This is a genomic window from Anaerococcus rubeinfantis (genome assembly GCF_001487145.1).
Classification (GTDB): domain Bacteria; phylum Bacillota; class Clostridia; order Tissierellales; family Peptoniphilaceae; genus Anaerococcus; species Anaerococcus rubeinfantis.
The window spans coordinates 1-24,075 of record NZ_LN913016.1 but is presented as its reverse complement, the minus strand read 5'-3'; the positions used below and the strand labels follow the sequence as shown (position 1 = coordinate 24,075).

At 32.7% G+C, this 24,075-nt stretch carries 23 protein-coding genes, 19 tRNA genes, 2 rRNA genes and 1 pseudogene; 6 read left to right on the top strand and 39 right to left on the bottom strand.

Going from position 1 to position 24,075, the window contains the following annotated elements:
* The first annotated feature begins 143 nt into the window (after positions 1–143).
* From BN3265_RS01020 to BN3265_RS01010, 3 genes are read left to right on the top strand one after another with little or no spacing between them, the layout of a single operon-like run.
* Positions 144–1,652 carry an amidohydrolase family protein gene (locus BN3265_RS01020; protein WP_058989724.1) on the top strand — a complete coding sequence of 503 codons (1,509 nt, stop codon included), beginning with the start codon at positions 144–146 and terminating at the stop codon, positions 1,650–1,652.
* Positions 1,653–1,665: 13 nt separating this feature from the next.
* A complete protein-coding gene (locus tag BN3265_RS01015) occupies positions 1,666–2,994 on the top strand; it encodes an amino acid permease (protein WP_058989723.1) in 1,329 nt (442 codons plus the stop codon).
* A gap of 47 nt (positions 2,995–3,041) precedes the next feature.
* The gene (locus BN3265_RS01010; RefSeq protein WP_058989722.1) at positions 3,042–3,806 is read left to right on the top strand and encodes an alpha/beta hydrolase; all 765 of its coding nucleotides are present in this window, start codon (positions 3,042–3,044) and stop codon (positions 3,804–3,806) included.
* Positions 3,807–3,860: 54 nt separating this feature from the next.
* Here the strand turns inward: BN3265_RS01010 and BN3265_RS01005 are convergent, their stop codons facing one another.
* The 14 genes and pseudogenes from BN3265_RS01005 to BN3265_RS00950 form a co-directional block, all read right to left on the bottom strand.
* Positions 3,861–4,091 (bottom strand): hypothetical protein, encoded by a 231-nt coding sequence (locus BN3265_RS01005; protein ID WP_058989721.1) that lies wholly within the window; start codon positions 4,089–4,091, stop codon positions 3,861–3,863.
* A gap of 4 nt (positions 4,092–4,095) precedes the next feature.
* Entirely contained in the window at positions 4,096–4,272 is a 177-nt protein-coding gene (locus tag BN3265_RS09510) for a hypothetical protein (RefSeq protein ID WP_167338294.1), read from the bottom strand.
* A 103-nt stretch (positions 4,273–4,375) separates the two neighbouring features.
* On the bottom strand, positions 4,376–5,077 hold the full coding sequence (locus tag BN3265_RS01000) for an aldose epimerase family protein (protein ID WP_058989720.1): 702 nt from the start codon (positions 5,075–5,077) through the stop codon (positions 4,376–4,378).
* 53 nt (positions 5,078–5,130) lie between these two features.
* Positions 5,131–5,616 carry a ferritin gene (locus BN3265_RS00995; protein ID WP_058989719.1) on the bottom strand — a complete coding sequence of 162 codons (486 nt, stop codon included), beginning with the start codon at positions 5,614–5,616 and terminating at the stop codon, positions 5,131–5,133.
* The gene (locus tag BN3265_RS00990; RefSeq protein WP_058989718.1) at positions 5,609–5,911 is read right to left on the bottom strand and encodes a hypothetical protein; all 303 of its coding nucleotides are present in this window, start codon (positions 5,909–5,911) and stop codon (positions 5,609–5,611) included. Before BN3265_RS00990 ends, BN3265_RS00995 begins: the two co-directional genes overlap by 8 nt.
* A 49-nt stretch (positions 5,912–5,960) precedes the next feature.
* Positions 5,961–6,590, bottom strand: coding sequence for an epoxyqueuosine reductase QueH (locus BN3265_RS00985; RefSeq protein WP_058989717.1), 630 nt, complete (start codon positions 6,588–6,590; stop codon positions 5,961–5,963).
* A gap of 6 nt (positions 6,591–6,596) precedes the next feature.
* Positions 6,597–7,151: a chromate transporter gene (locus tag BN3265_RS00980; RefSeq protein ID WP_058989716.1), complete on the bottom strand. Its 555-nt coding sequence runs from the start codon at positions 7,149–7,151 to the stop codon at positions 6,597–6,599.
* Positions 7,141–7,698 carry a chromate transporter gene (locus tag BN3265_RS00975; RefSeq protein ID WP_058989715.1) on the bottom strand — a complete coding sequence of 186 codons (558 nt, stop codon included), beginning with the start codon at positions 7,696–7,698 and terminating at the stop codon, positions 7,141–7,143. The genes BN3265_RS00980 and BN3265_RS00975 overlap by 11 nt, the downstream gene beginning before the upstream one ends.
* A 143-nt stretch (positions 7,699–7,841) precedes the next feature.
* Complete coding sequence (gene rpsI / locus BN3265_RS00970; RefSeq protein ID WP_058989714.1) at positions 7,842–8,234, bottom strand: 30S ribosomal protein S9; 393 nt, start codon at positions 8,232–8,234, stop codon at positions 7,842–7,844.
* An 11-nt stretch (positions 8,235–8,245) separates the two neighbouring features.
* The gene (gene rplM, locus BN3265_RS00965) at positions 8,246–8,686 is read right to left on the bottom strand and encodes a 50S ribosomal protein L13 (protein ID WP_058989713.1); all 441 of its coding nucleotides are present in this window, start codon (positions 8,684–8,686) and stop codon (positions 8,246–8,248) included.
* A gap of 171 nt (positions 8,687–8,857) precedes the next feature.
* Positions 8,858–9,601 carry a sirohydrochlorin cobaltochelatase gene (locus BN3265_RS00960; RefSeq protein WP_058989712.1) on the bottom strand — a complete coding sequence of 248 codons (744 nt, stop codon included), beginning with the start codon at positions 9,599–9,601 and terminating at the stop codon, positions 8,858–8,860.
* A 1-nt stretch (position 9,602) separates the two neighbouring features.
* Positions 9,603–9,881 (bottom strand): annotated as a pseudogene (locus BN3265_RS09225) (bifunctional hydroxymethylpyrimidine kinase/phosphomethylpyrimidine kinase); the annotation flags it as partial.
* Positions 9,882–9,930: 49 nt separating this feature from the next.
* Positions 9,931–10,281, bottom strand: a complete 351-nt coding sequence (locus BN3265_RS00955) for a hypothetical protein (protein WP_058989711.1) — start codon at positions 10,279–10,281, stop codon at positions 9,931–9,933.
* A 2-nt stretch (positions 10,282–10,283) separates the two neighbouring features.
* Positions 10,284–10,757, bottom strand: a complete 474-nt coding sequence (locus BN3265_RS00950) for a DUF6568 family protein (protein WP_058989710.1) — start codon at positions 10,755–10,757, stop codon at positions 10,284–10,286.
* Positions 10,758–11,006: 249 nt separating this feature from the next.
* Here BN3265_RS00950 and BN3265_RS00945 point away from each other — a divergent pair, with 249 nt between their 5' ends.
* Positions 11,007–11,891 carry a helix-turn-helix domain-containing protein gene (locus BN3265_RS00945; protein WP_058989709.1) on the top strand — a complete coding sequence of 295 codons (885 nt, stop codon included), beginning with the start codon at positions 11,007–11,009 and terminating at the stop codon, positions 11,889–11,891.
* A 91-nt stretch (positions 11,892–11,982) separates the two neighbouring features.
* Here the strand turns inward: BN3265_RS00945 and thiD are convergent, their stop codons facing one another.
* Positions 11,983–12,792 (bottom strand): bifunctional hydroxymethylpyrimidine kinase/phosphomethylpyrimidine kinase, encoded by an 810-nt coding sequence (gene thiD, locus BN3265_RS00940; RefSeq protein WP_058989708.1) that lies wholly within the window; start codon positions 12,790–12,792, stop codon positions 11,983–11,985.
* A 248-nt stretch (positions 12,793–13,040) separates the two neighbouring features.
* Here thiD and BN3265_RS00935 point away from each other — a divergent pair, with 248 nt between their 5' ends.
* Both BN3265_RS00935 and BN3265_RS00930 read left to right on the top strand, forming a co-directional pair.
* Positions 13,041–13,724, top strand: a complete 684-nt coding sequence (locus BN3265_RS00935) for a DUF554 domain-containing protein (RefSeq protein WP_058989707.1) — start codon at positions 13,041–13,043, stop codon at positions 13,722–13,724.
* Between the two features lie 8 nt (positions 13,725–13,732).
* A complete protein-coding gene (locus BN3265_RS00930) occupies positions 13,733–14,416 on the top strand; it encodes a DUF554 domain-containing protein (RefSeq protein WP_058989706.1) in 684 nt (227 codons plus the stop codon).
* Between the two features lie 57 nt (positions 14,417–14,473).
* On the opposite strand, the gene BN3265_RS00925 is transcribed toward BN3265_RS00930, so the two are convergent.
* From BN3265_RS00925 to BN3265_RS00810, 24 genes are all read right to left on the bottom strand, one after another.
* Positions 14,474–15,199, bottom strand: coding sequence for a helix-turn-helix domain-containing protein (locus tag BN3265_RS00925; protein WP_058989705.1), 726 nt, complete (start codon positions 15,197–15,199; stop codon positions 14,474–14,476).
* Positions 15,200–15,366: 167 nt separating this feature from the next.
* Positions 15,367–16,827, bottom strand: a complete 1,461-nt coding sequence (locus BN3265_RS00920) for a TrkH family potassium uptake protein (protein WP_058989704.1) — start codon at positions 16,825–16,827, stop codon at positions 15,367–15,369.
* Between the two features lie 2 nt (positions 16,828–16,829).
* Positions 16,830–18,197 (bottom strand): Trk system potassium transporter TrkA, encoded by a 1,368-nt coding sequence (gene trkA, locus BN3265_RS00915; protein ID WP_058989703.1) that lies wholly within the window; start codon positions 18,195–18,197, stop codon positions 16,830–16,832.
* Positions 18,198–18,491: 294 nt separating this feature from the next.
* A tRNA-Ile gene (locus BN3265_RS00910) sits at positions 18,492–18,568 on the bottom strand.
* A 65-nt stretch (positions 18,569–18,633) separates the two neighbouring features.
* A tRNA-Ile gene (locus tag BN3265_RS00905) sits at positions 18,634–18,710 on the bottom strand.
* A 16-nt stretch (positions 18,711–18,726) separates the two neighbouring features.
* A tRNA-Trp gene (locus BN3265_RS00900) sits at positions 18,727–18,802 on the bottom strand.
* A gap of 35 nt (positions 18,803–18,837) precedes the next feature.
* A tRNA-Phe gene (locus tag BN3265_RS00895) sits at positions 18,838–18,913 on the bottom strand.
* Between the two features lie 3 nt (positions 18,914–18,916).
* Positions 18,917–19,010: transfer RNA gene (locus BN3265_RS00890), tRNA-Ser, on the bottom strand.
* A 32-nt stretch (positions 19,011–19,042) separates the two neighbouring features.
* Positions 19,043–19,133, bottom strand: a tRNA-Ser gene (locus BN3265_RS00885).
* Between the two features lie 6 nt (positions 19,134–19,139).
* Positions 19,140–19,215: transfer RNA gene (locus BN3265_RS00880), tRNA-Lys, on the bottom strand.
* A gap of 85 nt (positions 19,216–19,300) precedes the next feature.
* Positions 19,301–19,376, bottom strand: a tRNA-Lys gene (locus BN3265_RS00875).
* A gap of 5 nt (positions 19,377–19,381) precedes the next feature.
* A tRNA-Gln gene (locus BN3265_RS00870) sits at positions 19,382–19,457 on the bottom strand.
* Between the two features lie 3 nt (positions 19,458–19,460).
* Positions 19,461–19,537, bottom strand: a tRNA-Arg gene (locus tag BN3265_RS00865).
* A gap of 4 nt (positions 19,538–19,541) precedes the next feature.
* Positions 19,542–19,615, bottom strand: a tRNA-Gly gene (locus BN3265_RS00860).
* A gap of 4 nt (positions 19,616–19,619) precedes the next feature.
* Positions 19,620–19,705: transfer RNA gene (locus tag BN3265_RS00855), tRNA-Tyr, on the bottom strand.
* Between the two features lie 71 nt (positions 19,706–19,776).
* Positions 19,777–19,852, bottom strand: a tRNA-Thr gene (locus BN3265_RS00850).
* 26 nt (positions 19,853–19,878) lie between these two features.
* A tRNA-Asp gene (locus BN3265_RS00845) sits at positions 19,879–19,955 on the bottom strand.
* 29 nt (positions 19,956–19,984) lie between these two features.
* Positions 19,985–20,060: transfer RNA gene (locus BN3265_RS00840), tRNA-Val, on the bottom strand.
* 170 nt (positions 20,061–20,230) lie between these two features.
* Positions 20,231–20,305: transfer RNA gene (locus BN3265_RS00835), tRNA-Glu, on the bottom strand.
* Positions 20,306–20,505: 200 nt separating this feature from the next.
* Positions 20,506–20,582 (bottom strand) — tRNA-Met (locus BN3265_RS00830).
* A gap of 4 nt (positions 20,583–20,586) precedes the next feature.
* Positions 20,587–20,675: transfer RNA gene (locus tag BN3265_RS00825), tRNA-Leu, on the bottom strand.
* Between the two features lie 3 nt (positions 20,676–20,678).
* Positions 20,679–20,753 (bottom strand) — tRNA-Asn (locus BN3265_RS00820).
* Between the two features lie 91 nt (positions 20,754–20,844).
* Positions 20,845–20,961: ribosomal RNA gene (rrf, locus tag BN3265_RS00815) — 5S ribosomal RNA — on the bottom strand.
* Positions 20,962–21,009: 48 nt separating this feature from the next.
* A 23S ribosomal RNA gene (locus BN3265_RS00810) occupies positions 21,010–24,075 on the bottom strand; the annotation flags it as partial.

The window sequence follows — 24,075 nt, the reverse complement described above, 5'->3', positions numbered from 1 at the left end:
AAAAATTTTATGAAAAGGTATTGCAAATTTTTTTTGATTAGTCTATAATCAATTTAACAGTGGTATGAAATTTTCTTATCTTGTTATTAATATAATACAGCTATTTATTAAAAATGTCTAATTAATTTTTTTAGGAGGTGAATATGATTGAAAATTACATAGTTGTATCTAAAAATATTTTTTCTGAAGGAAAATTTTTTGATGGTTATTTTATGGTAAAAGATGGAGTAATTCAAAAAGTTTATAAAAAACCTTATAAAAAATCTGATGATTCCTACAAAGTTTTTGACTTCGGAGAAAACATTATCATGCCTGCCATGATAGATTGTCACTCTTTTTTTACAGGTTACTATGTTAGAAAATTTGGCGAAGATATTAGTTCTTGTAATTCTATAGAGGATTTAATCAAAAAAATTAAAGGTAAAGATATTGATGGAGTCATAATCGCGAAAGGTCTACAGAAAAATTTGAAACTTGATGAAAATGCATTTTCAAAAGATTTTTCAGACCATATATCTATACTTTTATTCAACTGGGATGAAGAATTTGCTTTTGTAAATAAAAAAGCAAAAGAAAAATTCCTTTTTGATGGTAAAGATTTTTCATCTGAAGGAATGTGGAAAGTTTTAAAATTTGTTTTAGAGCAAAAAAATATTTGTAAAGAAATCTTCATTGATTATCAAAAATTATTATTAAGTAAGGGCGTTAGTTTTTGTAAAGATATGGTTTTTGATGATTCTTATGGACTTGTTACAACTTTAAAAGAAATCGAAAATAATAATGAATTAATTTTAAAAATGTATTTTATGTCTCAACCTGTAGGCTATGATTTTTCTATTAAAAACGCTAAAAAAATAGAAAATATCTTATCTAATTCAAAAAAATTAAAATTTGATGGTTATAATCAAATGGTCGATGGATCAGTAAGTGTTAAAGAGGCTGATGTAGTAGATGGATATGAAGATGGTGATTTCTGCAAAATGGAAATCGATTATGAAAAATTAGAAAATGATGCAATCCTAGCAGATTCTAATGATTACAGATTTTCTTTACATGGTCAAGGAGATGGTGCTGTAAGCAAAATAATAGATATTTTTAATAAATGCAAGAAAAAAGAAGATAGGAAATTGGTTAATCGCCATGCAATAACGGATTTAGAATTCGCTAATCCAAATTCCTATAAAAAAATGGCTGATTTAGGAATATTCGCTGAAATATATCCTCAAATTCTTTCAATTTATGATGATTCAAATGAAAAAATTAATTTAACTTATGAAAGGGTTGGTGATCGTTACAAAAATTATTGGAACAGAAGAAAAATGATAGATGAAGGAGTTATTGTTTCCAACGCCACTGATTTACCACTTGTTATTGATGATCTGGGTGACTCCATTTATAGTGGTTGTTATCATAAATTTAATGATGGTATTAGTTTTGTAAGTGAAAATGCAATAAGTTTGGAAGAAATGTTAACTTGTTGGACAATAAACGGCGCCAAAAATTTAGGTATTGATAAATATTATGGAAAAATTGAAGATAATTATTTTGCAGATTTTTTAGTTTTAAATATGAGCCCTGGTTCTATTAAAGAAAATACAGCAAAAAATTTAAAGGTTGATAAAACCTTTATCGATGGTAATCTTATAAATTAATAAGGAGAAATTCATGGAAAATAAAGAACTTAAAAGAAAATTAGGTTTATGGGCGGCAGTTGCTATATCAATGGGTACCACCATTGGTTCTGGTATTTTTTCATCTATAGGTGACGTTGCTGGTGCATCTGGATCAGCCATTATAGTTATTTTGGCTTTCTTCATAGGTGGTTTAATTAATATTCCAGCAAACTTAGTTTACGCAGAATTGGCCACAGCTTATCCAGAAAATGGAGGCCAATATGTCTACTTTAGAGAAGCTGGCTCAAAACCATTAGCATTTTGGTGTGGTTGGATTAGTTTTTGGGCTACTGATCCTCCTTCTATTTCAATAATGGCCCTTGCAATAGTAAATTATATGGCTTATTTCGTGCCAATGGGCGATTTAGCATTAAGAATTTTAGCAGTAATTTTAGTAATTATATTCATGTTTATCCACATGAGAAGTGTTGAAGGTGGAGGAAAATTCCAAACATTTATAACAATTTTCAAAGTTTTACCTTTTGTTTTATTAATTGGTTTAGGTATTTTTTATTTAAAACCTGAGCTTTATTCTGCACCTCCATTAGCTGAATCAAAAACTGGATTAGTTGCATTATTTGCTGGTATTTCTGCTACTACATGGTCATTTGACGGTATGGGAGCTGTTTGTTATATGACAGGAGAAATAAAAGATCCTAAAAAAACAATGCCAAAAGCTTTGCTAATATCTGTACTAGGTGTTACAGCACTTTACGTACTACTTTCTACAGTAGTAACTGGATTATTGCCAATGGATGATATAATTAATCACTCAGCTCCTATAGCTGAAGCAGCTTCTCGTATTCCATTTATAGGAAAAATGGGTGGAAATATTGTTTCTATAATGGCAATAATAGTAATAATTGGATCCTTGTCAAGTTGTATAATGTTCCAACCTAGAATTGAATACGCTATGGCAAAAGATGGTTTATGGTTCCCTAAATTTGCAGAAGTTCATAAAGAATGGGAAACACCAGCATTTTCAATTTTAGTTCAATGTATCGTTGCTATAATATTAATATTCGCAACAAATCTTACAGAATTATTAGGATATTTTACTCTAGTTGCTCTTATGAAAAACTTATTAACTTTTGGTACTATATTTGTATTAAGAAAAAAACCAGGCTACAATCCTCTTTGGAAAATGCCTGCAGGTTATTTTATGACAGGTGTAGCTATGTTAGTTACTTGTATTCTAATTTGGTCAACATTTACTTGGGCTCCAACTCAAGGTCTAGTAGCTGGTGTTTTATCAGTTGTAACAGCAATTCCTGCTTATATATTCTTTAAAAAGAAATATATGGATAAAATGGTTAAATAGAAAACACAAAAAGGAGCATTATTCGCTCCTTTTTTATAGGAGTTTATATGTCAGAAATTATATGGAATTTTTATTCCAAGTCTTTAGGAAGAGAAACAACCCTTAGAGTTTATCCTCCAGATTCCATTGAGGAATCTACGCCTTTAGATTGTTTGGATGATTACGAGATAGTTATAGCTCTTCACGGACTAGGAGGAAGCAGCAGGCAAATCTCTTCTTATACCAATATAGAATATCTAGCAAGTAAATTTAAATGCTGGGTAATTCTACCAGAAGCTAATAGATCTTTTTTTCTCAATGCAAAAGAAAATTTTAAGGATTATATTCTTAATGAAATCCCCCAAAAAATAAATTCTTATTTTAATTTAAAAAACATCTCTGATAAAAAATGGAATATTATTGGTATAAGTATGGGCGGATTTGGAGCATTAAATTTAGCAAACCAAAGTAATATTTTTTCTAAATCATGTGGTATTTCTTCAGCTTTAGATTATACTTTATTGAGAAATGGCATTGATGGAGAAAATTTTATTCTTGAAAATGAAAAATCTATTATATGGCCTTGGGATGAAAATCATGAAATCTTTACTAGGAATATAAATAAAAATGTTGAATTTTGTTTACTTTGTGGAAAACAAGATCCATTCTTAAGTAGTAATAAATATTTTCTAGATACGTTAAAAGAAAACAAAGGCAAATATAAATATTTTTTTGAAGATGGAGATCATTCTTGGATCTATTGGAACAAAGCTATTATTAGGGCTTTTAAATTCATTAGAGAATTAGATATAGAAAATATTGATATTGATTAAATTAAAAAATCCTAGACTAAATCAAATTTCGGATTAGTCTAGGTTTTTTATTTTTTACCAAACAGATTTTTCTTTTAAGAAAAATTTGTAGATAAAGTATCCCATTGATGCCAATATTGCTAGGGGGATAATTAAAAATAGGATTGGTATTAGGATTAAGCCTCCTCCTATAAATATTGGAAAAAGTAGGGCAAATATTAATGATATTGTAAGTTTTAAAATTTTAAATCCTACTATAATGCCAAGTATGGCTAGGATTATTTTAATTATTTTATTTTCTTTCATTTTTTCACCTTATAAATATATCTTCTTTTTTTATCACAACTTTGTATAGGAAATATATAACAAATAAGGGTATTACTACTGATACGATTATTTTTATTGCTATACCCAAAAGTTTTAAAACTATTGTTGCTATGATTGCTAGTAAAAAAACTCTCAGAACTTTTTTTGCTTCTTCGTTCATAATTTCCTCCTATCTTAATTTTATTATACCTCATTTTAAGATAGTTCAAGTTTTGTTTTAATATATTTTATATTTCAGGCTTTTATTTTTAATTTTATCGTTTTTATTTTTCTTTTATTGAAATTTTGATTTTTTCTTCGAAATCTTGTCCTTTTTTTAATATATAGGGATTATTTATTTTTTTTGTAAAACTTGGTCCATTTAGGCATGGTTCTAGGCACAAGTATTCTCCCTTATAATCTGTCCATATGGCAAATTCTTTGAAATTTTCATTTTCAATCATAATATTAAAATATTTGCTTTCAAGATAGGCTTTCTTTTCTTTTAAAAAATATGTGTCTTCTAGGTTTATTTTTTCAAGATTTACATCTTTAATACTTAAATCTTTGTCCACATAAAAGTACGGATGAAAGCCTGGAGCAATTGGCAAATCTTTGCCGGATTTATTTTCGATTTTTAAATATACTTTTAAGGATGAATTTTCAATTTTGTATTCTATATAATAACTTGTGTTTTCGTATTCGTCCTTTCCTTCTAGTTTAAATTTTATAGAATTTGCGGATTTTTCTTCTATATCCCAAAAGGAAATTCTACCAAAGCCATGTTGGGCGAGATTTTTTATTTCACTTTTCCCAAAATTTGGAAGGCATGGATGCATACCTCCTCTCGTTTTTAGTTCATCTTTTATTTTTACTAAAAGTTTTGGGAAAAATATTGGTTTTTTATTTTTGGTAAATTTTTCTATGTAAGCTCCATAGGAATTTACTGTCATTTCTAGATCTTTTTCTTTTAATTTTATTTTCATAAGATTATTTTTAGGTAAGAAAAAAGACCAAGCAAAACTTGGCCTTTGATTTTTTATCCTCTGTGTGCAAGTTGGCCATCAAGAATGTAAAGGCCACCGTAATTTCCGTTAATTCTTTCAAGTCTTGTAACAAGTTTGCCAAAAGTATCTTCTTCTTCAACTTGTTCATCAACATACCATTGGATAAATGAAATTACTCTTTCATCTCCTTCTTCTCTTGCAGCTTTTGCTATTTCATGGATTCTTCTTGTAACTTCTTTTTCATGGTCTAAAGCTTTTTTTGTTACGTCTAATAAATCAGCAAAGTCTGTATTTGGAGCTTCCATTGTTTTATAAACTGGTTTATATCCTACTTCTTGTAAGAATTTAGTCATTTTTTCTGCATGTTCAATTTCTTCTCTAACTTGATGTCCAAACCAATGAGCAAATCCTTCAAATTCTTCATCATCAGCATAAATTTGCATAGCCTTGTATTCATATGCTGATTGTAATTCAAAGTTCATTTGTTCATTAATCATTTCTAGTAATTTTTCACTCATTATATTTTCCTCCTAAATAATTGTCATACAATATATATACCCCATATATCATAAAATCATTTTTTATTAATTCTTTTATCACTTCTGTAATATTTGAAGAGATAAGCTCTAGGGTGATTGAAGATTTTTTTATTCCCAGCCTGTTATTTTCAACTAATTTCTTATCTTTCAATAAATCAAATATGTTTACAAGCTTGTCTTTGTCGCTTACATTAGTGTCAAAAGTAACAGGTATAAGACATTTACTATTTAATTGGTCTTTGTTTAAATTTTTTATTAGTAATACGTCTGCCATAATTATCTCTCCCTATATAAAATTACCCAAAGAAAGATAAAAATAACATTTATTTTATTTTTTTCTTCTCTTCCATCTCCCTATAAGAAAAGATACAACCGCAATAATCCTGCCTATACAAATTGTATTTTTTGGACAAGTCTATAGAATCTTTGTAGCCGTTTTTCTTTTTAAAATCCGAATACAAATATTTTACCCCAAATTCATCTTCCAAATTTTTTCCAATTTCATTTAGCCAAGCTGAATTTTTGTAGGGAGAAATTGAAAGAGTTGTTGTAAAATAATCGAAAGATTTTTCTTTTGCATATTGGCAAGCTTTTTTAAGCCTTAATTCATAACATTTATAGCAAGATTCTCCCCCCTCATGGTCTTCACTTCTTTTATCCACATAAGAATAGAAATCTTTTGGATCATTTTCAGGAAAAATAACTTTAGAATCAAGACCCATTTCATCCACTAAACTTTTTACAATTTCAACCCTTTTGTTAAGCTCACTTGCAGGATAAATATTTGGGTTGTAATAGTAAATATCTATATCAAAATATTCTCTCAAGCGAGTTAAAACACTTGAAGAACAAGGAGCACAACAGACTTGAAGCAAAAGCCTAGGTCTTTTTCCTTCCTTTTGAATATTTTTTATTATCTCTTCCATTTTTAAATTATAATTAATTTTTTCCATAAAACCTCACAAAATTAAATGCACAAACATATAAATAAAACCTGAAATTATCATCAAAAATATAGGATCAATTTTTGTTTTCCTAATTGCTACAAGAATAAAAACAAAAAGAAGAACCATGCTGATATCAAGATTTTCAAAAGACATTTTTTTTACATCAAAAAAAGCCGTTTTTAAAATATCAATTCCAGCAGCCAAAATCATCGAAACCACAGCAGGCCTTAAAAATCCCAAAACACTTTGCATAGTATCAAGCTTTCTGTATTTGTTGTAAAAATAAGAAATTGTTCCAACAATAATAAAAGAAGGCATAACGCAGCCAAGGCTTGCAACAATCGCTCCGCTTAATCCACAAACCCTAGTCCCAACAAAGGATGCAGAATTAATAGCAATAGGACCTGGAGTCATTTGGCTAATTGTAATAAGATTATTAAATTCAGAAATTCCAAGCCAGGCATTTTTATTTACAACTTCTTCTTGGATAAGAGGAAGGGCTGCATATCCGCCTCCAAATGAAAATAATCCCACCTTAAAAAAACTTATAAATAAATTAAGAAGCATGATTTCCTCCTACAAATGAATAAACAATTCCAAAAACAATTAGACCAAGGATTATATAAATAATATTTACGTGGAAAAATACATTAAGGACAAAAGATATGATAAAAATTCCATAAATCAAAAATCCCTTTCCAAGAATAACTTCATGGGTCATATCTATTACAACATTTATAATCAAAGCACCAACTCCAGCCTGCATTCCTTTTAAAACTAAAGCAATATATTTATTAGATATAAAAGCATCATAAAAATAAGAAATTACAGAAATAATTACAAGAGGAGGAATCACTGTTCCTAAAGTTGCAACCAAAGCACCTACAAATCCAAATAATTTATAGCCAACAGAAATTGAAGCATTAATAGCAACAGCTCCTGGAGAAGATTGGGCAATAGCTGTCATATCAAGCATTTCTTCCTTATTAATCCATCCCAATTTTTTTACAAAAGTAGATTCCATCAAAGATAAAATCACATAACCCCCACCAAAAGTAAAGGCAGACAAATATAGGGTGTGTAAAAATAATTTAAATAATTTTTTAAAATCCATGCGAAAATCCTTTCTCCTTACATTTTACTATAGATTCTTTGTAGTAAAAATTTTTGAAAATAAATCTATAATTTTTTCATAAAAATAATAATTTTTCCCACAAAAAAACAAGGAATAAAAATTCCTTGTTTGTAAAATACTTCTTATCTTTTTGAGAATTGTGAAGATTTTCTTGCTTTCTTTTGACCGTATTTGTATCTTTCTTTTTTTCTTGGGTCTCTTGTAAGAAAACCTGCTCTTTTTAGAGCTTGTCTATAATCAGGATTTACTTCAAGTAAAGCTCTAGCTATAGCGTGTCTAATAGCTCCAGCTTGTCCGTTAAATCCTCCACCTTTTACATTAACTTTGATATCATAAGTTGATTCATTTTCTGTTAATTTTAATGGTGATTTTGCAATAATTTTTAATGTATCATATGAAAAATAATCATCAAGATCTCTTCCATTAACTTTTAATTCTCCGCTACCTGGTCTCATTGTAACTCTTGCTACTGAAGTTTTTCTTCTTCCTGTAGCTTGATATATAATATCTGCCATCTAAGTCCTCCTTACTTTAAGTCCAAAACTTCTGGATTTTGTGCTTCGTGATTGTGATTTTCACCTACATAAACCCTAAGTTTTTTGGCCATTTGTCTACCTAATTTGTTGTGTGGAAGCATACCTATTACAGCGTGTTCTACAATTCTTTCTGGATGTTTTTCCATCATATCTTTGTAAGTTGTAGTTTTTAATCCACCTGCATATCCTGAATATCTTTTGTATTCTTTTTGGTATTCTTTGTTTCCAGTAAGAACGACTTTTTCAGCATTTACTACTATTACATAGTCACCTGTGTCCATGTTTGGAGTAAATGTTGGTTTGTGTTTTCCTCTAATAATTGCTGCAACTTGGCTAGCTAGTCTTCCCAAAACCATGTCTGTTGCATCAACTACATACCATTTTGGTTCAATTGTTGACTTTGTTGGTACATATGTCTTTTGATTTTTCATCAAGTTCCTCCTTAAATATTTTTGCCTATCTATTTTGACACCGCTCGGATAGGTGGCGGCTTTACTCGTCCTGACATTTTTTAATCGCCCTCAGGATTTGCGATTATGTCAAAAGTATTTGGAACTTTTTTCATACTAATTAATGATACACTGAAAATATGCTTTTGTCAACTATTTTTCAAGCTTTTCTACAAAAATTTCAGCAATTTCATCATACAAAATCAATGATTTTTTTACTATACTTATTTCTATATTATTTTTTTCAAAAACTTTCTTATATGAGTTATCTTTTTCGCCTTCAATATCTTTAGAAACATGGTTTCCTGCTATGATTAAAAAAGGAATTACTTTTATTTTTCCTATATTTTTTTCTTTAAATTCATCAATTAAATCATCCAATTTCCTATCTTCAAAACTTGAAAAATATAAGTTTTTGTCAGAATTTTTTATTTTTTCTACAAATTTTTCAAATTCTTCTAGGTTTTTTTTAGGACTTCCATGAAAAATTACAAGGCTTGGTTCATTTTCTCCAAGCTCTTCTAGAAAATTTAAAATTTCATCATTATTTTTTTCTTCAAGAAGGGCCTTGGTAAAGGTAAAATTAAAAAATCCATCTTCGTTTAATTGACCCGCTTTTTTCATAACTTTTTCATATTCTATGCCCCTTAGGACATAGGCCATCAAAAATCTAACATCTTTTATATTTTTCTTCCTAAACTCACTTAAAATATCTTCCAAATCTTGGCAAAGGTCTTCATTTTCTACTTTTTTTCTAATTTTATGACTTGCCATGTAAGATTTTACAAGTGAGCCCTTAAATCTTTCCTCTACTTTTTTGCTTAAAAATCCAATAGCTTCCTTCTGATTTTCTACCCTACTTGTTCCGTGATTTACTATTATTGTTGCAAATGTCATTTTAATCTCCCACCGTTTTATATTTTTCTTTTATATCAAAGGCATGATTCATCGGTCCTGATCCTTTTCCCAAATCTAGCATATCCAAAAGGGCTCCTGATAGAAATTTTTTTGCCATTTTTATTGAATTTTCCATGTCATAGCCCTTGGCAAGATTGGCTGCAATGGCTGATGAAAGAGTGTATCCTGTGCCATGAGTGTTTGGGTTTTCAATTCTTTCTCCATTAAACCGAATTCCTTTTCCATTTTCAAATAAATAATCATTTGCATCATTTAGGGCACGAGTCTGTCAAAGATTAATATATTATTTCTGGGTTATTTCAATTTATTTATGGTAGGCAAGATATTATAGCAAAACCATAATTCATCAACGCATTCAAAGCTGTAAGTTTTTTCAAAGTATTCCTTGTAGCTACTCCTAAATTAGCTATACATTTTATCTCTCTATTAGTCATTTTTCTTTTATATTTGTCTCTATTTTCAGGGCAATATTGCTTGAAACCTGCAGCACAAAGATCTCTAAGAGTTCCTCTGTCTCCTACAGCCGCTGGTGGTGTTGTATCAGATATTTCCAAACCTGAATTATCGTTATAATTTTCATCTACATCTATTGCATAAGCTTTAGAAAAGTTAGACATAATAAATATTATTGCACATATAAAAGCAAAAGTTTTTCTCATTTTTATTTCTCCTTGTTTTCTTTGTTTTTGATTAACCAATCTTTAAATAATTCGCCTTTATCAATATTTTTTTTGTCAAAAGTTTCAAAACTACCATCTTTTTTTACCAATACCATATAAGGTACTTGATCTATTTGATATTTTTCTAATATTTCATCATAATATTTTGAGTTCCTATATTTATCTGTATCAAAATATTTTATATTTATTTCTTTTTCAAAAGTAATTTCGTTGATAACCTTTACAAATAATCGACATGATGAGCAAGTTTTTCTTCCTATAAATACAAAACCTTCTAGAGTTTTATCATTATTTAGGAATTGCAAGTCTGTTATTTCTTCATATTTAGAAACACTAGACTCATAATTTTTTATTTCTCTTTCTTTTTCAGCTTTCTCTTTGGCTTTCTGACTAAAAATCCCTATAAGTATGAATACTATTAAAGATAAAATAATAATCAAATTCCTTCTTTTCATTTTTTTCTCCCAGCATTAATTTAAATATTATAATTGTACTTATAATTTTTTATCTTTATAATTATTTTATTGTTGTTTTCTACAACTTTTACTTCTTGTTTTTTTGGAAACACGATAGTTGCATTAAAATTAGAAATACAATCAAGACTTTTCTTTTCATTTTTTCCTCCTTTGGATTTGATTAACTTAATTATATTATCTATAATAAAATCAAAACAACGGCATATATGGTACATTTTGGAGGAAATTTTGGAAAAGGATAAGTTAATACTATTAGCTAAAAAAATCAAAGAAGTCAGAAAAAATAGAAAAATTAGTCAACTAGATTTATCTATTGAAGCTGGTATAGATAGAAAAACTATAAGTCGTATAGAAAACGGTATTAATGAGCCTTCTTTTTCTACTCTTTATAAAATATCATATATCTTAAATCACGATTTTATAAAAGACTATTTGCACTCTAGTTTAAAAGATTACTTAATTTTTAATGAAACTTTTGAAAAAATAATTGACAAAGTAGAAAATAAATTGCCTATTGATGATGAAGAAAAAATAATTGTTTACATTAAAGAATTTACTGATATTGAATATATCAAAACTTCATGTAAGCAAGTTATTTTATTTCTTAAATCTTTAAATGATGATTTAAATGAATCAGAGGAAAGAGAATTTCTTATAAAAGCCTTAAATTCTTTTACTAATAAATATGATAATTTCAAAATACAATCTTTTTCTTTATTTGAATTGAGAATTTTAATGGATATAGGCATGACTTATGCAAATATTGATAACAAAAAATATCTTGAGTTACTTAATTTTGTATATGATAATACCAACAAAGACTCATCATTATATCCTATTATCAGCTTAAATTTAGCAAGCGCATATATAATTGTTGAAGATTATGAAAAATGTCCAGAAATAATAAATGATGCTATTTCTTATTATTTAATTAGAAACAAAATTCCTAATCCTATTTTATATTTCACGAGAGCTTTGTACAAAAGACTTAAAAATATGGATTATAAAGAAGACTATGACAAGGCGGTTTTAATAGCAAGCCTTGCCAAAAATTATAATTTAATAAATAAATTTGAAGAAGCCAAGAGCTATTATGAAAAATATAATACTTGATAAAAAAAGTTTTACCTTTTTTATTTTTAACTTTAATTTCACAATAAAAAAGGTAAAACTTTTTAACAAGAAGACAAAATCAAATCTACTTTTACTTTTCAAATAATTTTTTGTAAGAATCTTTTATATCAAAGGCATGATTCATCGGCCCTGAGCCTTTTCCCAAATCTAGCATATCTAAAAGTGCATTTGAGAGAAATTCTTTTGCCATTTTTATTGAATTTTCCATATGGTATCCTTTGGCAAGATTTGCTGCAATTGCTGATGAAAGAGTGCATCCTGTGCCGTGAGTGTTTGGATTTTCTATTCTTTTTCCCTTAAACCAAGTGCCTCTTCCTTCTTCAAATAAATAATCATTGGCATCATTTACCTTGTGTCCGCCTTTTAGTAAACAAGCACAATTGTATTTTTCGGAAATAATTTTTGCAGCTTTTTTCATATCTTCTTCATTTTTTATTTTCATTTCTGATAAAATTTCTGCTTCTGGAATATTTGGAGTCAGAAGGTCTGCTAGGGGCAAAAGTTCGTTTTTTAAAGTCTCTATCGCCTCATCTTTTAAAAGTTTCGCTCCACTTGTAGCAACCATGACAGGATCTACTACTATATTTTTTGCCTTTCTTTTTTTTAATTCATTTGCTATTACCAAAATTAAATCAGAATTTGAAACCATACCAATTTTTATTGCATCTGGATAAATATCATCAAAAATCATATCTAGTTGATCTTTTAAAAATTCTTTACTTGAATCCATTACTGACAAAACTCCCGTGGTATTTTGGGCTGTCAAAGCAGTTATGGCACTTTCGGCATAAACTCCGTTTAAAGTCATAGTTTTTATGTCAGCTTGAATTCCTGCTCCTCCTGATGAGTCGCTTCCTGCAATCGTTAATCCTACTCTCATAATTTTTTCCTTTCTTTAAAATATTTTTCAAAAAATTTTTTTATATAGAAATTTATAAAATAAATTTAATACTTTTTCTTTTTTCTATCTTTTACCAATAATTTTTAGATAATATTTCTTATATTTCTATTTTTAATAATAGGATAAAGGGATTATATTGTCAATATTCTTTATCCCTTTTATGGCATTTTTGCAAATCTTTAAGTGCTTTGATATAATTTAACAAAATAATATTAAAGAAGGTTTTTATGGTTGGTGTTTTTGTAAATGCTATTTCAGTTTTAATTTTAGGTTTTTTGGGATCAAAGGTTGGAAAATATTTTTCTGATAGACTTAAAAATGACGTGATGAAATTTCTCGCCCTATTAATATTGGTTGCAGGAATAAAATCTGCAAGCAAGGGACAAAGTTTGGTTGTAATTGTTTCTATTGTTTTGGGAGTTATTGTTGGATATCATTTTGATTTGGACGGAAAATTAAATAAGTTTGCATATTTTTTAAGTGATATTTTTATAAAAAACAAAAGATCTAATTTCCCAAAAGCTTTTATCAATGCTACTTTAATTATATGTGTTGGAAGTATGGGAATTATTGGCTCTATTGAGGCAGGTATTAATTCAAATAATGAAATTCTACTCTTAAAATCTATGATTGATGGCTTAACTGTTTTTTTTATGGCACAAAGTTTGGGCATTGGTGTAGCTTTTGCATCTATACCAATAATAATTTATCAAGGATTAATCGTAATTATTTCAGGTCTAATCTCTCCTGTTCTTACCAAGGAAGTTTTGGATAATATTTCTGGAGTAGGTGGCCTAAGCATCATGGCAATTGGTTTTTCAATGCTTGATCTGACAGATATAAAAATAGTAAATTCAGTACCTTCTATTTTATTTCCTATTATTTATGGCCTTGTTTTAAGTTTCTTATAGGAGGATTTATGTTAGCAGTTCTTGTTAATTTTATTTTGGTTGGTGTTTTGGGTTTTCTCGGATCAAAAATTGGTGATAAATTTTCTGAAAGCCTTAGAAATTCGATTATGAATTTTTTGGCAGCTGCCATTATAGTTATTGGTATTAGATCTTCAATGAAAGGAGATATTTTAGTAATAATTATATCTGTGGTTCTTGGTTTAATTATTGGTGAATTTTTGGGACTTGATAAGAAATTAGACAAATTATCGGAAAATATTGAGAAAAAATATATAAAAGACACAAATTCAAATTTTTCAGAAAGTTTTTTAAATGCCAGCATTCTTTTTTGCTTTGGCGCTATGGGGATAATTGGCTGCATTGAAGCAGGAGTTACAGGAGATGACCAAGTTTTGATGGGAAAGGCCTTAATTGATGGAGTTGTGGCATTTTTTATGGCCCAAAGCATGGGAATCGGCGTTTCTTTCTCTTCCTTTTCAATTTTAATCTTCCAAGCTCTTTTGGTTTTACTTGCAGGATTTTTGAGCCCACTTTTGGGAGAAGAAGTTATAAATAATATTTCAGGAACGGGAGGACTTACAATTATAGTAATTGGACTTTCCCAACTAAAATTAGTAGACTCAAAAATCGCAAATATCCTACCAGCTCTTGCAATTCCAGTAATATATGGCTTAATTTCAGGCTTACTATAAATTAAAAAATGGACCCTATGCAAAATATAAATAATCATTTTGCACAAGTTCCTTTTTTCATTCATAATATTTCCCAATCCCATATAAGGGTATAAATAAACTTGAAAAAAATATAATCGATGACCAAATTATACTTCTTGTATTTTTAAAATTAGATATAATCGGAAAAATAACCATACTTCCTATAATCCAAAATCTCAAAAATTTTAATATGGGCTTCCAATTTTTATTTGAAAAATTTACCCCAACTACATTAATCCTGAAAAATCCCTTGCTAACAAAGGAAATCTTATTTTCATCATAATAACTTGGCAGTCTTTCATCAATAAGCAAATACAGATATATAGAAAAAATCACTCCCAAAATTCCTACCGTAAGGAATTTATCAATTTCATAGTTAAATTTCCTATAAAGAAAATAATATTCTATTCCTATAAATAAAAATGCAAAAGCCAAAAACACAGCCCTTTTAAATTTTTCTTTTCCCTTATTTATTTCATCTTCTTTGTTAATTTCTACAATTTTTTCCAATAAATTTTCAACCTTTTGACTATCCTCCGTTTTTTCCTCCCTTGCTTCAAGCAAATTTACAAGTTCAACATCTAACAATTTTGCCAAGGGCATCAGAAGAGAAATATCTGGCAAAGATTGCCCTCTTTCCCACTTACTTACAGCTTGAACACTTACATACAATTTTTCAGCTATATCCTTTTGGGTCATGTTTTTTTCTTTTCTTTTTTTACTAACAAATTCACCAAAATCTTTTTTATTAATTTGTTTCATAGCTTCCTCCTTTAGAGAAATTTTAGCCTAGATAAATTTATAGTCAAGAAACTATTAGTTTAAAATGCTTCAACTATTGGTTTAATTGCTCATATTTCAATATCCTTACAAAAAAAGACTGTTACAAAAATATAAATAATCATCATTTTGCAACAGTCCTAATAAATTTATTTGTTTCTCAAATTTCTATAAGTAGAAGGATATAAAAGTAAAAGCATAGGAAATATTTCTAGTCTTCCCAAAAGCATGGCAATGGTTAGGACAAATTTTGAAAGTTTTGACATTTCAGCAAAGGTTGTAATTGGACCAAAGGCACCAAGACCTGGCCCTACATTATTAAAAGTTGTTGAAACTGCCGCAAAAGCCGTTTCAAAATCATCCATATCAATTGAAACAATCAAAAACAAAACAATAAAAATCATTATATAAATTACCAAATATTTTAAAACTGATTTTTCTGTTTCACTATCAACTTTTTTTCTATCAAGTCTATTTATAGTAATTTTTTTTGGATTCATTGACTCTTTTATTTGATTAATTCCACCTTTGACCAAAATTACAAACCTTGAAACCTTTAGTCCTCCTGCAGTTGATCCTGCACATCCACCAATAAACATAAGCATTATTATCACAGACTTGGAAAATAAGGGCCAAGTTCCAAAATCTGCTGATACATATCCAGTAGTTGTAATTATTGAAGATACTGTAAAAATAGAATTTACCAATGAATAAAATACATCCTTATAAATTGTCACAATATTTGCAAAAATAAGTCCCGCTGCAATAATAATTACAGCCAAATACCATTTTAATTCTTCACTTTTTACAGCTTCCCTAGCATTTTTGGTTACCGCATAAAAATAAATATTAAAATTCACACCAAAAACAGCCATCATTATTGCAAGAACAATTTCAATGTACCTAGAATCATAAGCACCAATTGAAATCCCCTTATTAGAAAATCCACCAGTTCCCGCAGCACCAAAGGCGTGAATTACAGATTCAAATAAATTCATTCCTCCAAAAAGAAGAAGAATAACAGTAATAATAGTCAAAACAATATACATTCCATATAAATTTCTTGCTGTATCAGATAATTTTGGAGTGATTTTTCCAAAAGTAGGTCCTGGAACCTCGCTTTGCATCAAAAGAGAAGACTCTTTGTTAGAATTTGGCAATATAGCAAGAGTAAAAACCAAAATTCCCATTCCACCAACAAAGTGAGACAAGGACCTCCAAAAAATTATAGAATGAGGCAAAATCTCAACATCAAGTGCAACAGATGCACCAGAAGTTGTAAAACCTGAAACCATTTCAAAAAACGCATCAATATAGCCGTTATAATTTGATTTAGTCAAAAACAAAGGAATAGCCCCAATCAAAGAAAACAAAACCCAGGTAAAGGCTGTAATAAACATCGCTTCCTTTGTATAAAGATGAGACGACCCATCCCCTCTTTTACTCAAAATAAATCCCAAAGCCAAAGAAAAAACAATGGGAATTACAAAATTAATCTTATCCGCAAAACTTTCCCCATAAATAAAGGCAATTGCCAAAGGCAAGGACAAAAGTCCAGCAAGAACAATTAGAAGTTTTCCAAGAGAATATTTTACAATTTTTAAATTCATGCCTACTCCAATATATCGTCGATTTCTTTAAAATCCTTGTGCTTAGTAACAACCATAACCCTATCACCAAGTTCAATCGTACTATCACCATTTGCAACCTCAATTTTATTACCCAAGCTATCTCTTGAAATTCCAACAATCAAAGTGTTAGTTTTAACATTTAAATCCTTAAGTTTTTTGCCAGTAACCTTAGAATTTTCAATTACAGTAAAATCAATCGCCTCAACCCTATCATCAGATAACCTATATAAGTTTGAAATAGATTCACCCCTAGAATTTTCCTTAGACCTCAAAAGCCTAGAGACAAAAAAAGAAGCAGATTTTTTTGGAGTTATAGTAGTATCAACATCCAAAATTCCAGTGATTTTTAAAAGTTGAGTCCTATTAACCTTGGCAATTATCTTATCAATTCCCCTCTTTTTAGCAAGAAGAGAAATTAAAATATTTTCCTCATCAATTCCAGTAAGAGCTACGACAGCATCATAATTTTCAATCCTAACCTCATCGAGAATTTCAGGATCAGTACCATCAGCGTTGATAACATCACATTCAGGTAGCCTTTCAGAAAAATCAACAGCTCTTTCTTTATTATTTTCAACAACAGTAACATTGAAATTTCTCTTAATTAAAAGCTCAGAAAGATAAAGAGCAATAGACCCACCACCAATAATCAAAACATCTTTGATATTTTTTTTATCATCAACCTGTTTTTTATAAAACTTATCAATATCCTCCTTAGGACCTGCAACATAAATTTTCTCACCAGGCTCAAGAATGTGGTTACCATTAGGAATAACAACCTGACCGTCCTTTTCACCAATAACTATAATAGTATTACCCAAAAATCCCTCAGCATTTAATTCCATCAAGGACTTATGTGCAAGCTTAGAATTTTCATCAATTTCAAGCTCAATCAAAATAACCTTAGAATCCAAAAAATTTTCAACATTAACCGCATAAGTATATTTTAGAGTTCTTTGAATTTCCTTTGCCGCAAAATATTCAGGATTAACAAGTCTATCGACTCCCATAGTCTTTCTCATAAACTCATCATCTTTTATGTATCTAGGATCACGAAGCCTTACAATAGTAGATTTCGCCCCCATTTTCTTAGCCATCATAGATGAAATCAAATTAACATCATCGTTAAAAGTCATGGCAATAAAAGCGTCACATTCATTAACATTCGCCTCATCCAAAACCTCGATATCACGACCATCACCCAAAATGCCCATAACATCATTAGAAGCCAGTAACCTTTCCAAAACATCCTTATTTTTCTCTATAACTAAAATATTGTGGCCTTCATCAGAAAGCTTACTAGTAAGATAAGAACCAACCTTACCAGCCCCTACAATAATAACATTCATAATTCCTCCTAAAGACAGAAATATCTAATAACATTGTATAATAAACACAAGAAAAAAACAAAGCACATTCGGGGTCGTTCAGTATTGACACACTTATGAATTGAATTTTTTAATTTTTTTTATAAATTTAATTTAAAATTACGAAATTTTATTTTAAATAAAATAAAGAAATTAAAAATCTATTAAATTAGGAAAAAAATTATTGAATTAACTTTTAAAATTTAAAAGGAAAAAATTTCAAAGAAAAATTAATTTAAGCAAAAGAAAAGCACCAACAAAAGTTGGTGCTAAATCTGGTGGGCCTCCAGGGACTCGAACCCTGGACCTACCGGTTATGAGCCGGGCGCTCTAACCGACTGAGCTAGAGGCCCAAACAAAACCCTATAATTTTTAATAAAAAAATTTTATGAAATAAATTCATAATTCGGTTTGTTTTTGGTGGACCTGAGTAGACTCGAACTACCGACCTCACGCTTATCAGGCGTGCGCTCTAACCTGCTGAGCTACAGGTCCATATATAAAATTTAAATGGCAGGGGTTACAGGACTTGAACCCGTGACATCCGGTTTTGGAGACCGACGTTCTACCAACTGAACTAAACCCCTACTCAAATCTCAAACAAATTAAGAAAGAGATTTATTGGTGCCCAGAGGCGGAATCGAACCACCGACACGGGGATTTTCAGTCCCCTGCTCTACCGACTGAGCTATCTGGGCATATGGCGGAGAAGGAGGGATTTGAACCCTCGCATCCCTTTTGAAAGGATCTACTCCCTTAGCAGGGGAGCCTCTTCAGCCACTTGAGTACTTCTCCAAGAAGTCAATAGATATTGACTCTTTTTTATTTGGCGGAGAGGAAGGGATTCGAACCCTTGTGAGCCGTAAGACTCTAACGGTTTTCAAGACCGCCCCGTTATGACCGCTTCGGTACCTCTCCATATTGTGGTGACCCATCGGAGATTCGAACTCCGGACACCTTGATTAAAAGTCAAGTGCTCTACCGACTGAGCTAATGGATCAATCTAGAAATACAGTGGCTAAAAATGCCTTTCTTGCCTATTTAGCTTGCCAGTATAACCACTAAATAAATTGTTAAAATATTAATGGTGACCCATCGGAGATTCGAACTCCGGACACCTTGATTAAAAGTCAAGTGCTCTACCGACTGAGCTAATGGATCAAATTTGGCTGGGATAGCAGGACTCGAACCTACGCATACCAGAGTCAAAGTCTGGTGCCTTACCGACTTGGCTATATCCCAATATGGCGCGCCTGAGAGGAGTCGAACCTCTGACACACGGATTAGAAGTCCGTTGCTCTATCCAGCTGAGCTACAGGCGCTTAATGGAGCGGGTGAAGGGAATCGGACCCTCGCAACCAGCTTGGAAGGCTGGGGCTCTACCACTGAGCTACACCCGCAAATTGGTGGGGAAGAGCGGATTCGAACCACTGAAAGCTAAGCTAACGGATTTACAGTCCGTCCCATTTGGCCAACTCTGGAACTTCCCCAAATTTGTATTTCACAAGTATATATTATAGCATAAACTATAATTTTATTCAATTTTATTTCACAATAAAATTGGAGCTGATGATAGGACTTGAACCTACAACCTATTGATTACAAATCAATTGCTCTACCAATTGAGCTACATCAGCACATTGGATCTCTACTGAAATCCAAATGGCGACTTAGATGGGATTCGAACCCACGACCTCCGCCGTGACAGGGCGGCATTCTAACCAGCTGAACTACTAAGCCATAAAAGGTTAAAATAATAAAAAATGTATTGGTGGAAGTAACAGGGCTCGAACCTGTGACCCCCTGCTTGTAAGGCAGATGCTCTCCCAACTGAGCTATACTTCCATATGGTGACCCTACAGGGTTTGAACCCTGTCCCCTGTGGGGTTTAAAATCTGAAAGATTTTAAATCTTCAAGATGAGCCCTTGGGCGAATCTGAAGAACAATACCGCCGTGACACGGTGGTTTCCCTCTAAAACGAAGGATAAATCTTTTTTTGATTTTAAAATTAAAATGGTGACCCTACCGGGATTTGAACCCGGGATACCGCCGTGAAAGGGCGATGTCTTAACCGCTTGACCATAGGGCCTCAATTAATATTATATTTAAAAAACATACTTTTTTAATCTTGCAGCAAGCTGCAAATGTCTTAGTCGCTTGTTGACAAAGTTGTTTACAACTTTGAAACACCGCGACATCTGACCTATCAACAATTTATTTCATAAATTGGGTTAGGATCATGAACCGCTTGACCATAGGGCCATATATTATTTTGTTATTTAAAAAATATGGTTGCGGGAGTAGGATTTGAACCTACGACCTCCGGGTTATGAGCCCGACGAGCCACCAAGCTGCTCCATCCCGCGATAATGGTGCCGAGAATCGGAATCGAACCGATACGGTGTTTGACCACCGCAGGATTTTAAGTCCTGTGCGTCTGCCAGTTCCGCCACCCCGGCATATGGCGCTCAGGGTGGGGCTCGAACCCACAACCTACCGGTTAACAGCCGGGTGCTCCACCATTGAGCTACCTAAGCACATACAATATGTATAATTATAAAATATTAAATTTACTTTGTCAAAATTTCTTACAAATTTTGTGAAGAAATAATCTTCACAAAAAAGTAAGTTTGGCAACTTCCTAGTCTCCCGGGAGGTCTCCCTCCGAGTACCATCGGCGTTAGAAGGCTTAACTTCTGTGTTCGGTATGGAAACAGGTGTATCCCTTCTGCCATTGTCACCACGTAATTATTATACTTTTTTAACCTTTTTAATTAATAGCTATAAATATTTCCAGTCAAGATATAAAGTTTAGTATCCATTAGCTTAATACATTACTGCACTTACACCTTGGACCTATCTAAGGTATTTTCTTTACCTACTCTGAGAAATCTTATCTTGAGGCATGCTTCGTACTTAGATGCTTTCAGTACTTATCATTCCCGCACTTAGCTACCGAGCCATGCTAGTGGCCTAACAACTCGTACACCATTGGTGCGTCCATCCCGGTCCTCTCGTACTAAGGACAGCTCCTCTCAAATTTCTTACGCCCACGCTGGATAGGGACCGAACTGTCTCACGACGTTCTGAACCCAGCTCGCGTGCCTCTTTAATGGGCGAACAGCCCAACCCTTGGGACCTACTCCAGCCCCAGGATGAGACGAGCCGACATCGAGGTGCCAAACCTCCCCGTCGATGTGGACTCTTGGGGGAGATAAGCCTGTTATCCCCGGGGTAGCTTTTATCCGTTGAGCGATGGCCCTTCCATGCGGTACCACCGGATCACTAAGTCCGTCTTTCGACTCTGCTTGAGTTGTAGCTCTCGCAGTTAAGCTCGCTTGTGCCTTTATACTCTACGAATGGTTTCCGTCCATTCTGAGCGAACCTTTGAACGCCTCCGTTACTTTTTAGGAGGCGACCGCCCCAGTCAAACTGCCCAACTGACAATGTCCCATGCCCTGATTCAAGGGCTATGGTTAGAACTTTGATATTAAAAGGTTGGTATCCCACCAGTGACTCCATCTAGATTGGCATCCAGATTTCCAAGTCTCCCAACTATCCTGTACATTTAATCTCAAAATCCAATATCAGCCTACAGTAAAGCTCCACGGGGTCTTTCCGTCCTAGCGTGGGTAAGTCGCATCTTCACGACTACTACAATTTCACCGGATCCTTTGTTGAGACAGTGCCCAAATCGTTACACCTTTCGTGCGGGTCGGAACTTACCCGACAAGGAATTTCGCTACCTTAGGACCGTTATAGTTACGGCCGCCGTTTACTGGGGCTTAAGTTCTAGCCTTCGATTGCTCTAAGCCTTCCCCTTAACCTTCCAGCACCGGGCAGGTGTCAGCTCCTATACTTCATCTTGCGATTTTGCAGAAACTTGTGTTTTTGGTAAACAGTCGCTTGGGCCTGGTTTCTGTGGCCTGATCGCTCAGGCTCCCCTTCTCCCGAAGTTACGGGGACATTTTGCCGAGTTCCTTAACAAAGGTTCTTCCGCGCGTCTTGGTATTCTCTACCTCCCTACCTGTGTCGGTTTTGGTACGGGCGCTTTGGTCTGGATAGTGACTTTTCTTGGCAACCTGGAATCATCAACTTCTCTACTTATGTTTTCGATACCTATGGGCTTTCAGAATTTTTGAAAAGCGGATTTGCCTACTTTTCTTCCTACGGCTTTAGACCATCATCCATCGGATGGCTTTGATTATCCTTTTGCGTCATCACGTCTCTCTTAACGACTTCAAGCGGTACAGGAATATAAACCTGTTATCCATCGCCTACGCCTTTCGGCCTTGGCTTAGGTCCCGACTTTCCCTGAGGGGACGAGCCTTGCTCAGGAGTCCTTAGGGTTTCGACGGGAGTGATTCTCACACTCCTTCTCGCTACTCATGCCAGCATTCTCTCTTGTATTAAATCCACTTTTGCTTGCGCCTTGGCTTCGTCTCTAATACAATGCTCCTCTACCACTAATAGAGGTATTAAGTTTAGCTATGAGTCCTAGTTTTTCTATCTTTTACCAATAATTTTTAGTTAATATTTCTTATGATACCTACTTTGACTTTAGACTTGTGTTTTTTGAATATTCTTCTTTAATTTCTTATCTTAATATCCTATCTTTATGTCTGCGTCTGAAATTTGTATTTCTTTTTTAATCTCTTCTGTTTTTGTTAAATATTTCCTAGTCTCATTTGTAAACTTAATCCCTCTATTAATCCGAAGCTTCGGTATTGAATTTAGCCCCGTTCATTTTCGGCGCAAACCCACTTGACCAGTGAGCTATTACGCATTCTTTAAATGCATGGCTGCTTCTAAGCCAACGTCCTGGTTGTCTTAGTAGATTCACATCCTTTTCCACTTAATTCAAATTTTGGGACCTTAGCTGTCGGTCTGGGCTGTTTCCCTTTCGACTTAGAAGCTTATCCCCCTAAGTCTGACTCCCTGACTTGATTTTTTGGCATTCGGAGTTTGATAGGTTTTGGTACGGTAATCCGCCCTAGACCATTCAGTGCTCTACCTCCTAAAATCTTAGGTCAGAGGCTAGCCCTAAAGCTATTTCGAGGAGAACCAGCTATCTCCGGGTTCGTTTGGTTTTTCGCCCCTATCCACAGTTCATCCGATGCGTTTTAAACCGCACCCGGTTCGAGCCTCCATTGAATTTTACTTCAACTTCACTCTGACCATGGATAGATCACCCGGTTTCGGGTCTATTCTAACTTACTTTGGCCCTATTAAGACTCGCTTTCGCTACGGCTTCTGATCTTAAATCATTAACCTCGCAATTTAGAATAACTCGCTGGCCCATTCTACAAAAGGTACGACATCACGTTCGTTCACGCTCTGTCTGCTTGTAGGCACTAGGTTTCAGGTTCTATTTCACTCCCCTTTCGGGGTTCTTTTCACCTTTCCCTCACGGTACTTGTTCACTATCGGTCACATGTTAGTATTTAGCCTTAGGGGATGGGCCCCCTATCTTCACACCGGGTTACTCGTGCCCGGTGATACTTTCCCTCTCGTTTAGTAATGCTTTCGCCTACAAGACTTTCACTTTCTTTGGTTTATCTTTTCAGATAATTCGACTAACATTACCAAATCGCTAATGAGTTAGGCTCTTTTCCTTTCGCTCGCCGCTACTTAGAAAATCGATGTTTCTTTCTTTTCCTCCTGCTACTTAGATGTTTCAGTTCGCAGGGTGTCGCCTTACTAAGCTATGTATTCACTTAGTAATGATTGTGTCTTCCACAACCGGGTTGCCCCATTCGGAGACCTAGGGGTCAATGCTTTTTGTGAGCTTTCCCTAGTTTTCGTTCACTTACGTCCTTTTTCGCCTTCATGTGCCAAGGCATCCACCTTGTGCCCTTT

Bases quoted from the DNA above. Each gene is read 5' to 3' on its own strand.
- BN3265_RS01020 (WP_058989724.1), top strand. From the start codon at position 144: ATGATTGAAAATTACATAGTTGTATCTAAAAATATTTTTTCTGAAGGA.
- BN3265_RS01015 (WP_058989723.1), top strand. From the start codon at position 1,666: ATGGAAAATAAAGAACTTAAAAGAAAATTAGGTTTATGGGCGGCAGTT.
- BN3265_RS01010 (WP_058989722.1), top strand. From the start codon at position 3,042: ATGTCAGAAATTATATGGAATTTTTATTCCAAGTCTTTAGGAAGAGAA.
- BN3265_RS01005 (WP_058989721.1), bottom strand. From the start codon at position 4,091: ATGAAAGAAAATAAAATAATTAAAATAATCCTAGCCATACTTGGCATT.
- BN3265_RS09510 (WP_167338294.1), bottom strand. From the start codon at position 4,272: ATGAACGAAGAAGCAAAAAAAGTTCTGAGAGTTTTTTTACTAGCAATC.
- BN3265_RS01000 (WP_058989720.1), bottom strand. From the start codon at position 5,077: ATGAAAATAAAATTAAAAGAAAAAGATCTAGAAATGACAGTAAATTCC.
- BN3265_RS00995 (WP_058989719.1), bottom strand. From the start codon at position 5,616: ATGAGTGAAAAATTACTAGAAATGATTAATGAACAAATGAACTTTGAA.
- BN3265_RS00990 (WP_058989718.1), bottom strand. From the start codon at position 5,911: ATGGCAGACGTATTACTAATAAAAAATTTAAACAAAGACCAATTAAAT.
- BN3265_RS00985 (WP_058989717.1), bottom strand. From the start codon at position 6,590: ATGGAAAAAATTAATTATAATTTAAAAATGGAAGAGATAATAAAAAAT.
- BN3265_RS00980 (WP_058989716.1), bottom strand. From the start codon at position 7,151: ATGCTTCTTAATTTATTTATAAGTTTTTTTAAGGTGGGATTATTTTCA.
- BN3265_RS00975 (WP_058989715.1), bottom strand. From the start codon at position 7,698: ATGGATTTTAAAAAATTATTTAAATTATTTTTACACACCCTATATTTG.
- rpsI (WP_058989714.1), bottom strand. From the start codon at position 8,234: ATGGCAGATATTATATATCAAGCTACAGGAAGAAGAAAAACTTCAGTA.
- rplM (WP_058989713.1), bottom strand. From the start codon at position 8,686: ATGAAAAATCAAAAGACATATGTACCAACAAAGTCAACAATTGAACCA.
- BN3265_RS00960 (WP_058989712.1), bottom strand. From the start codon at position 9,601: ATGACATTTGCAACAATAATAGTAAATCACGGAACAAGTAGGGTAGAA.
- BN3265_RS00955 (WP_058989711.1), bottom strand. From the start codon at position 10,281: ATGAGAAAAACTTTTGCTTTTATATGTGCAATAATATTTATTATGTCT.
- BN3265_RS00950 (WP_058989710.1), bottom strand. From the start codon at position 10,757: ATGAAAAGAAGGAATTTGATTATTATTTTATCTTTAATAGTATTCATA.
- thiD (WP_058989708.1), bottom strand. From the start codon at position 12,792: ATGAGAGTAGGATTAACGATTGCAGGAAGCGACTCATCAGGAGGAGCA.
- BN3265_RS00935 (WP_058989707.1), top strand. From the start codon at position 13,041: ATGGTTGGTGTTTTTGTAAATGCTATTTCAGTTTTAATTTTAGGTTTT.
- BN3265_RS00930 (WP_058989706.1), top strand. From the start codon at position 13,733: ATGTTAGCAGTTCTTGTTAATTTTATTTTGGTTGGTGTTTTGGGTTTT.
- BN3265_RS00925 (WP_058989705.1), bottom strand. From the start codon at position 15,199: ATGAAACAAATTAATAAAAAAGATTTTGGTGAATTTGTTAGTAAAAAA.
- BN3265_RS00920 (WP_058989704.1), bottom strand. From the start codon at position 16,827: ATGAATTTAAAAATTGTAAAATATTCTCTTGGAAAACTTCTAATTGTT.
- trkA (WP_058989703.1), bottom strand. From the start codon at position 18,197: ATGAATGTTATTATTGTAGGGGCTGGTAAGGTTGGTTCTTATCTTACT.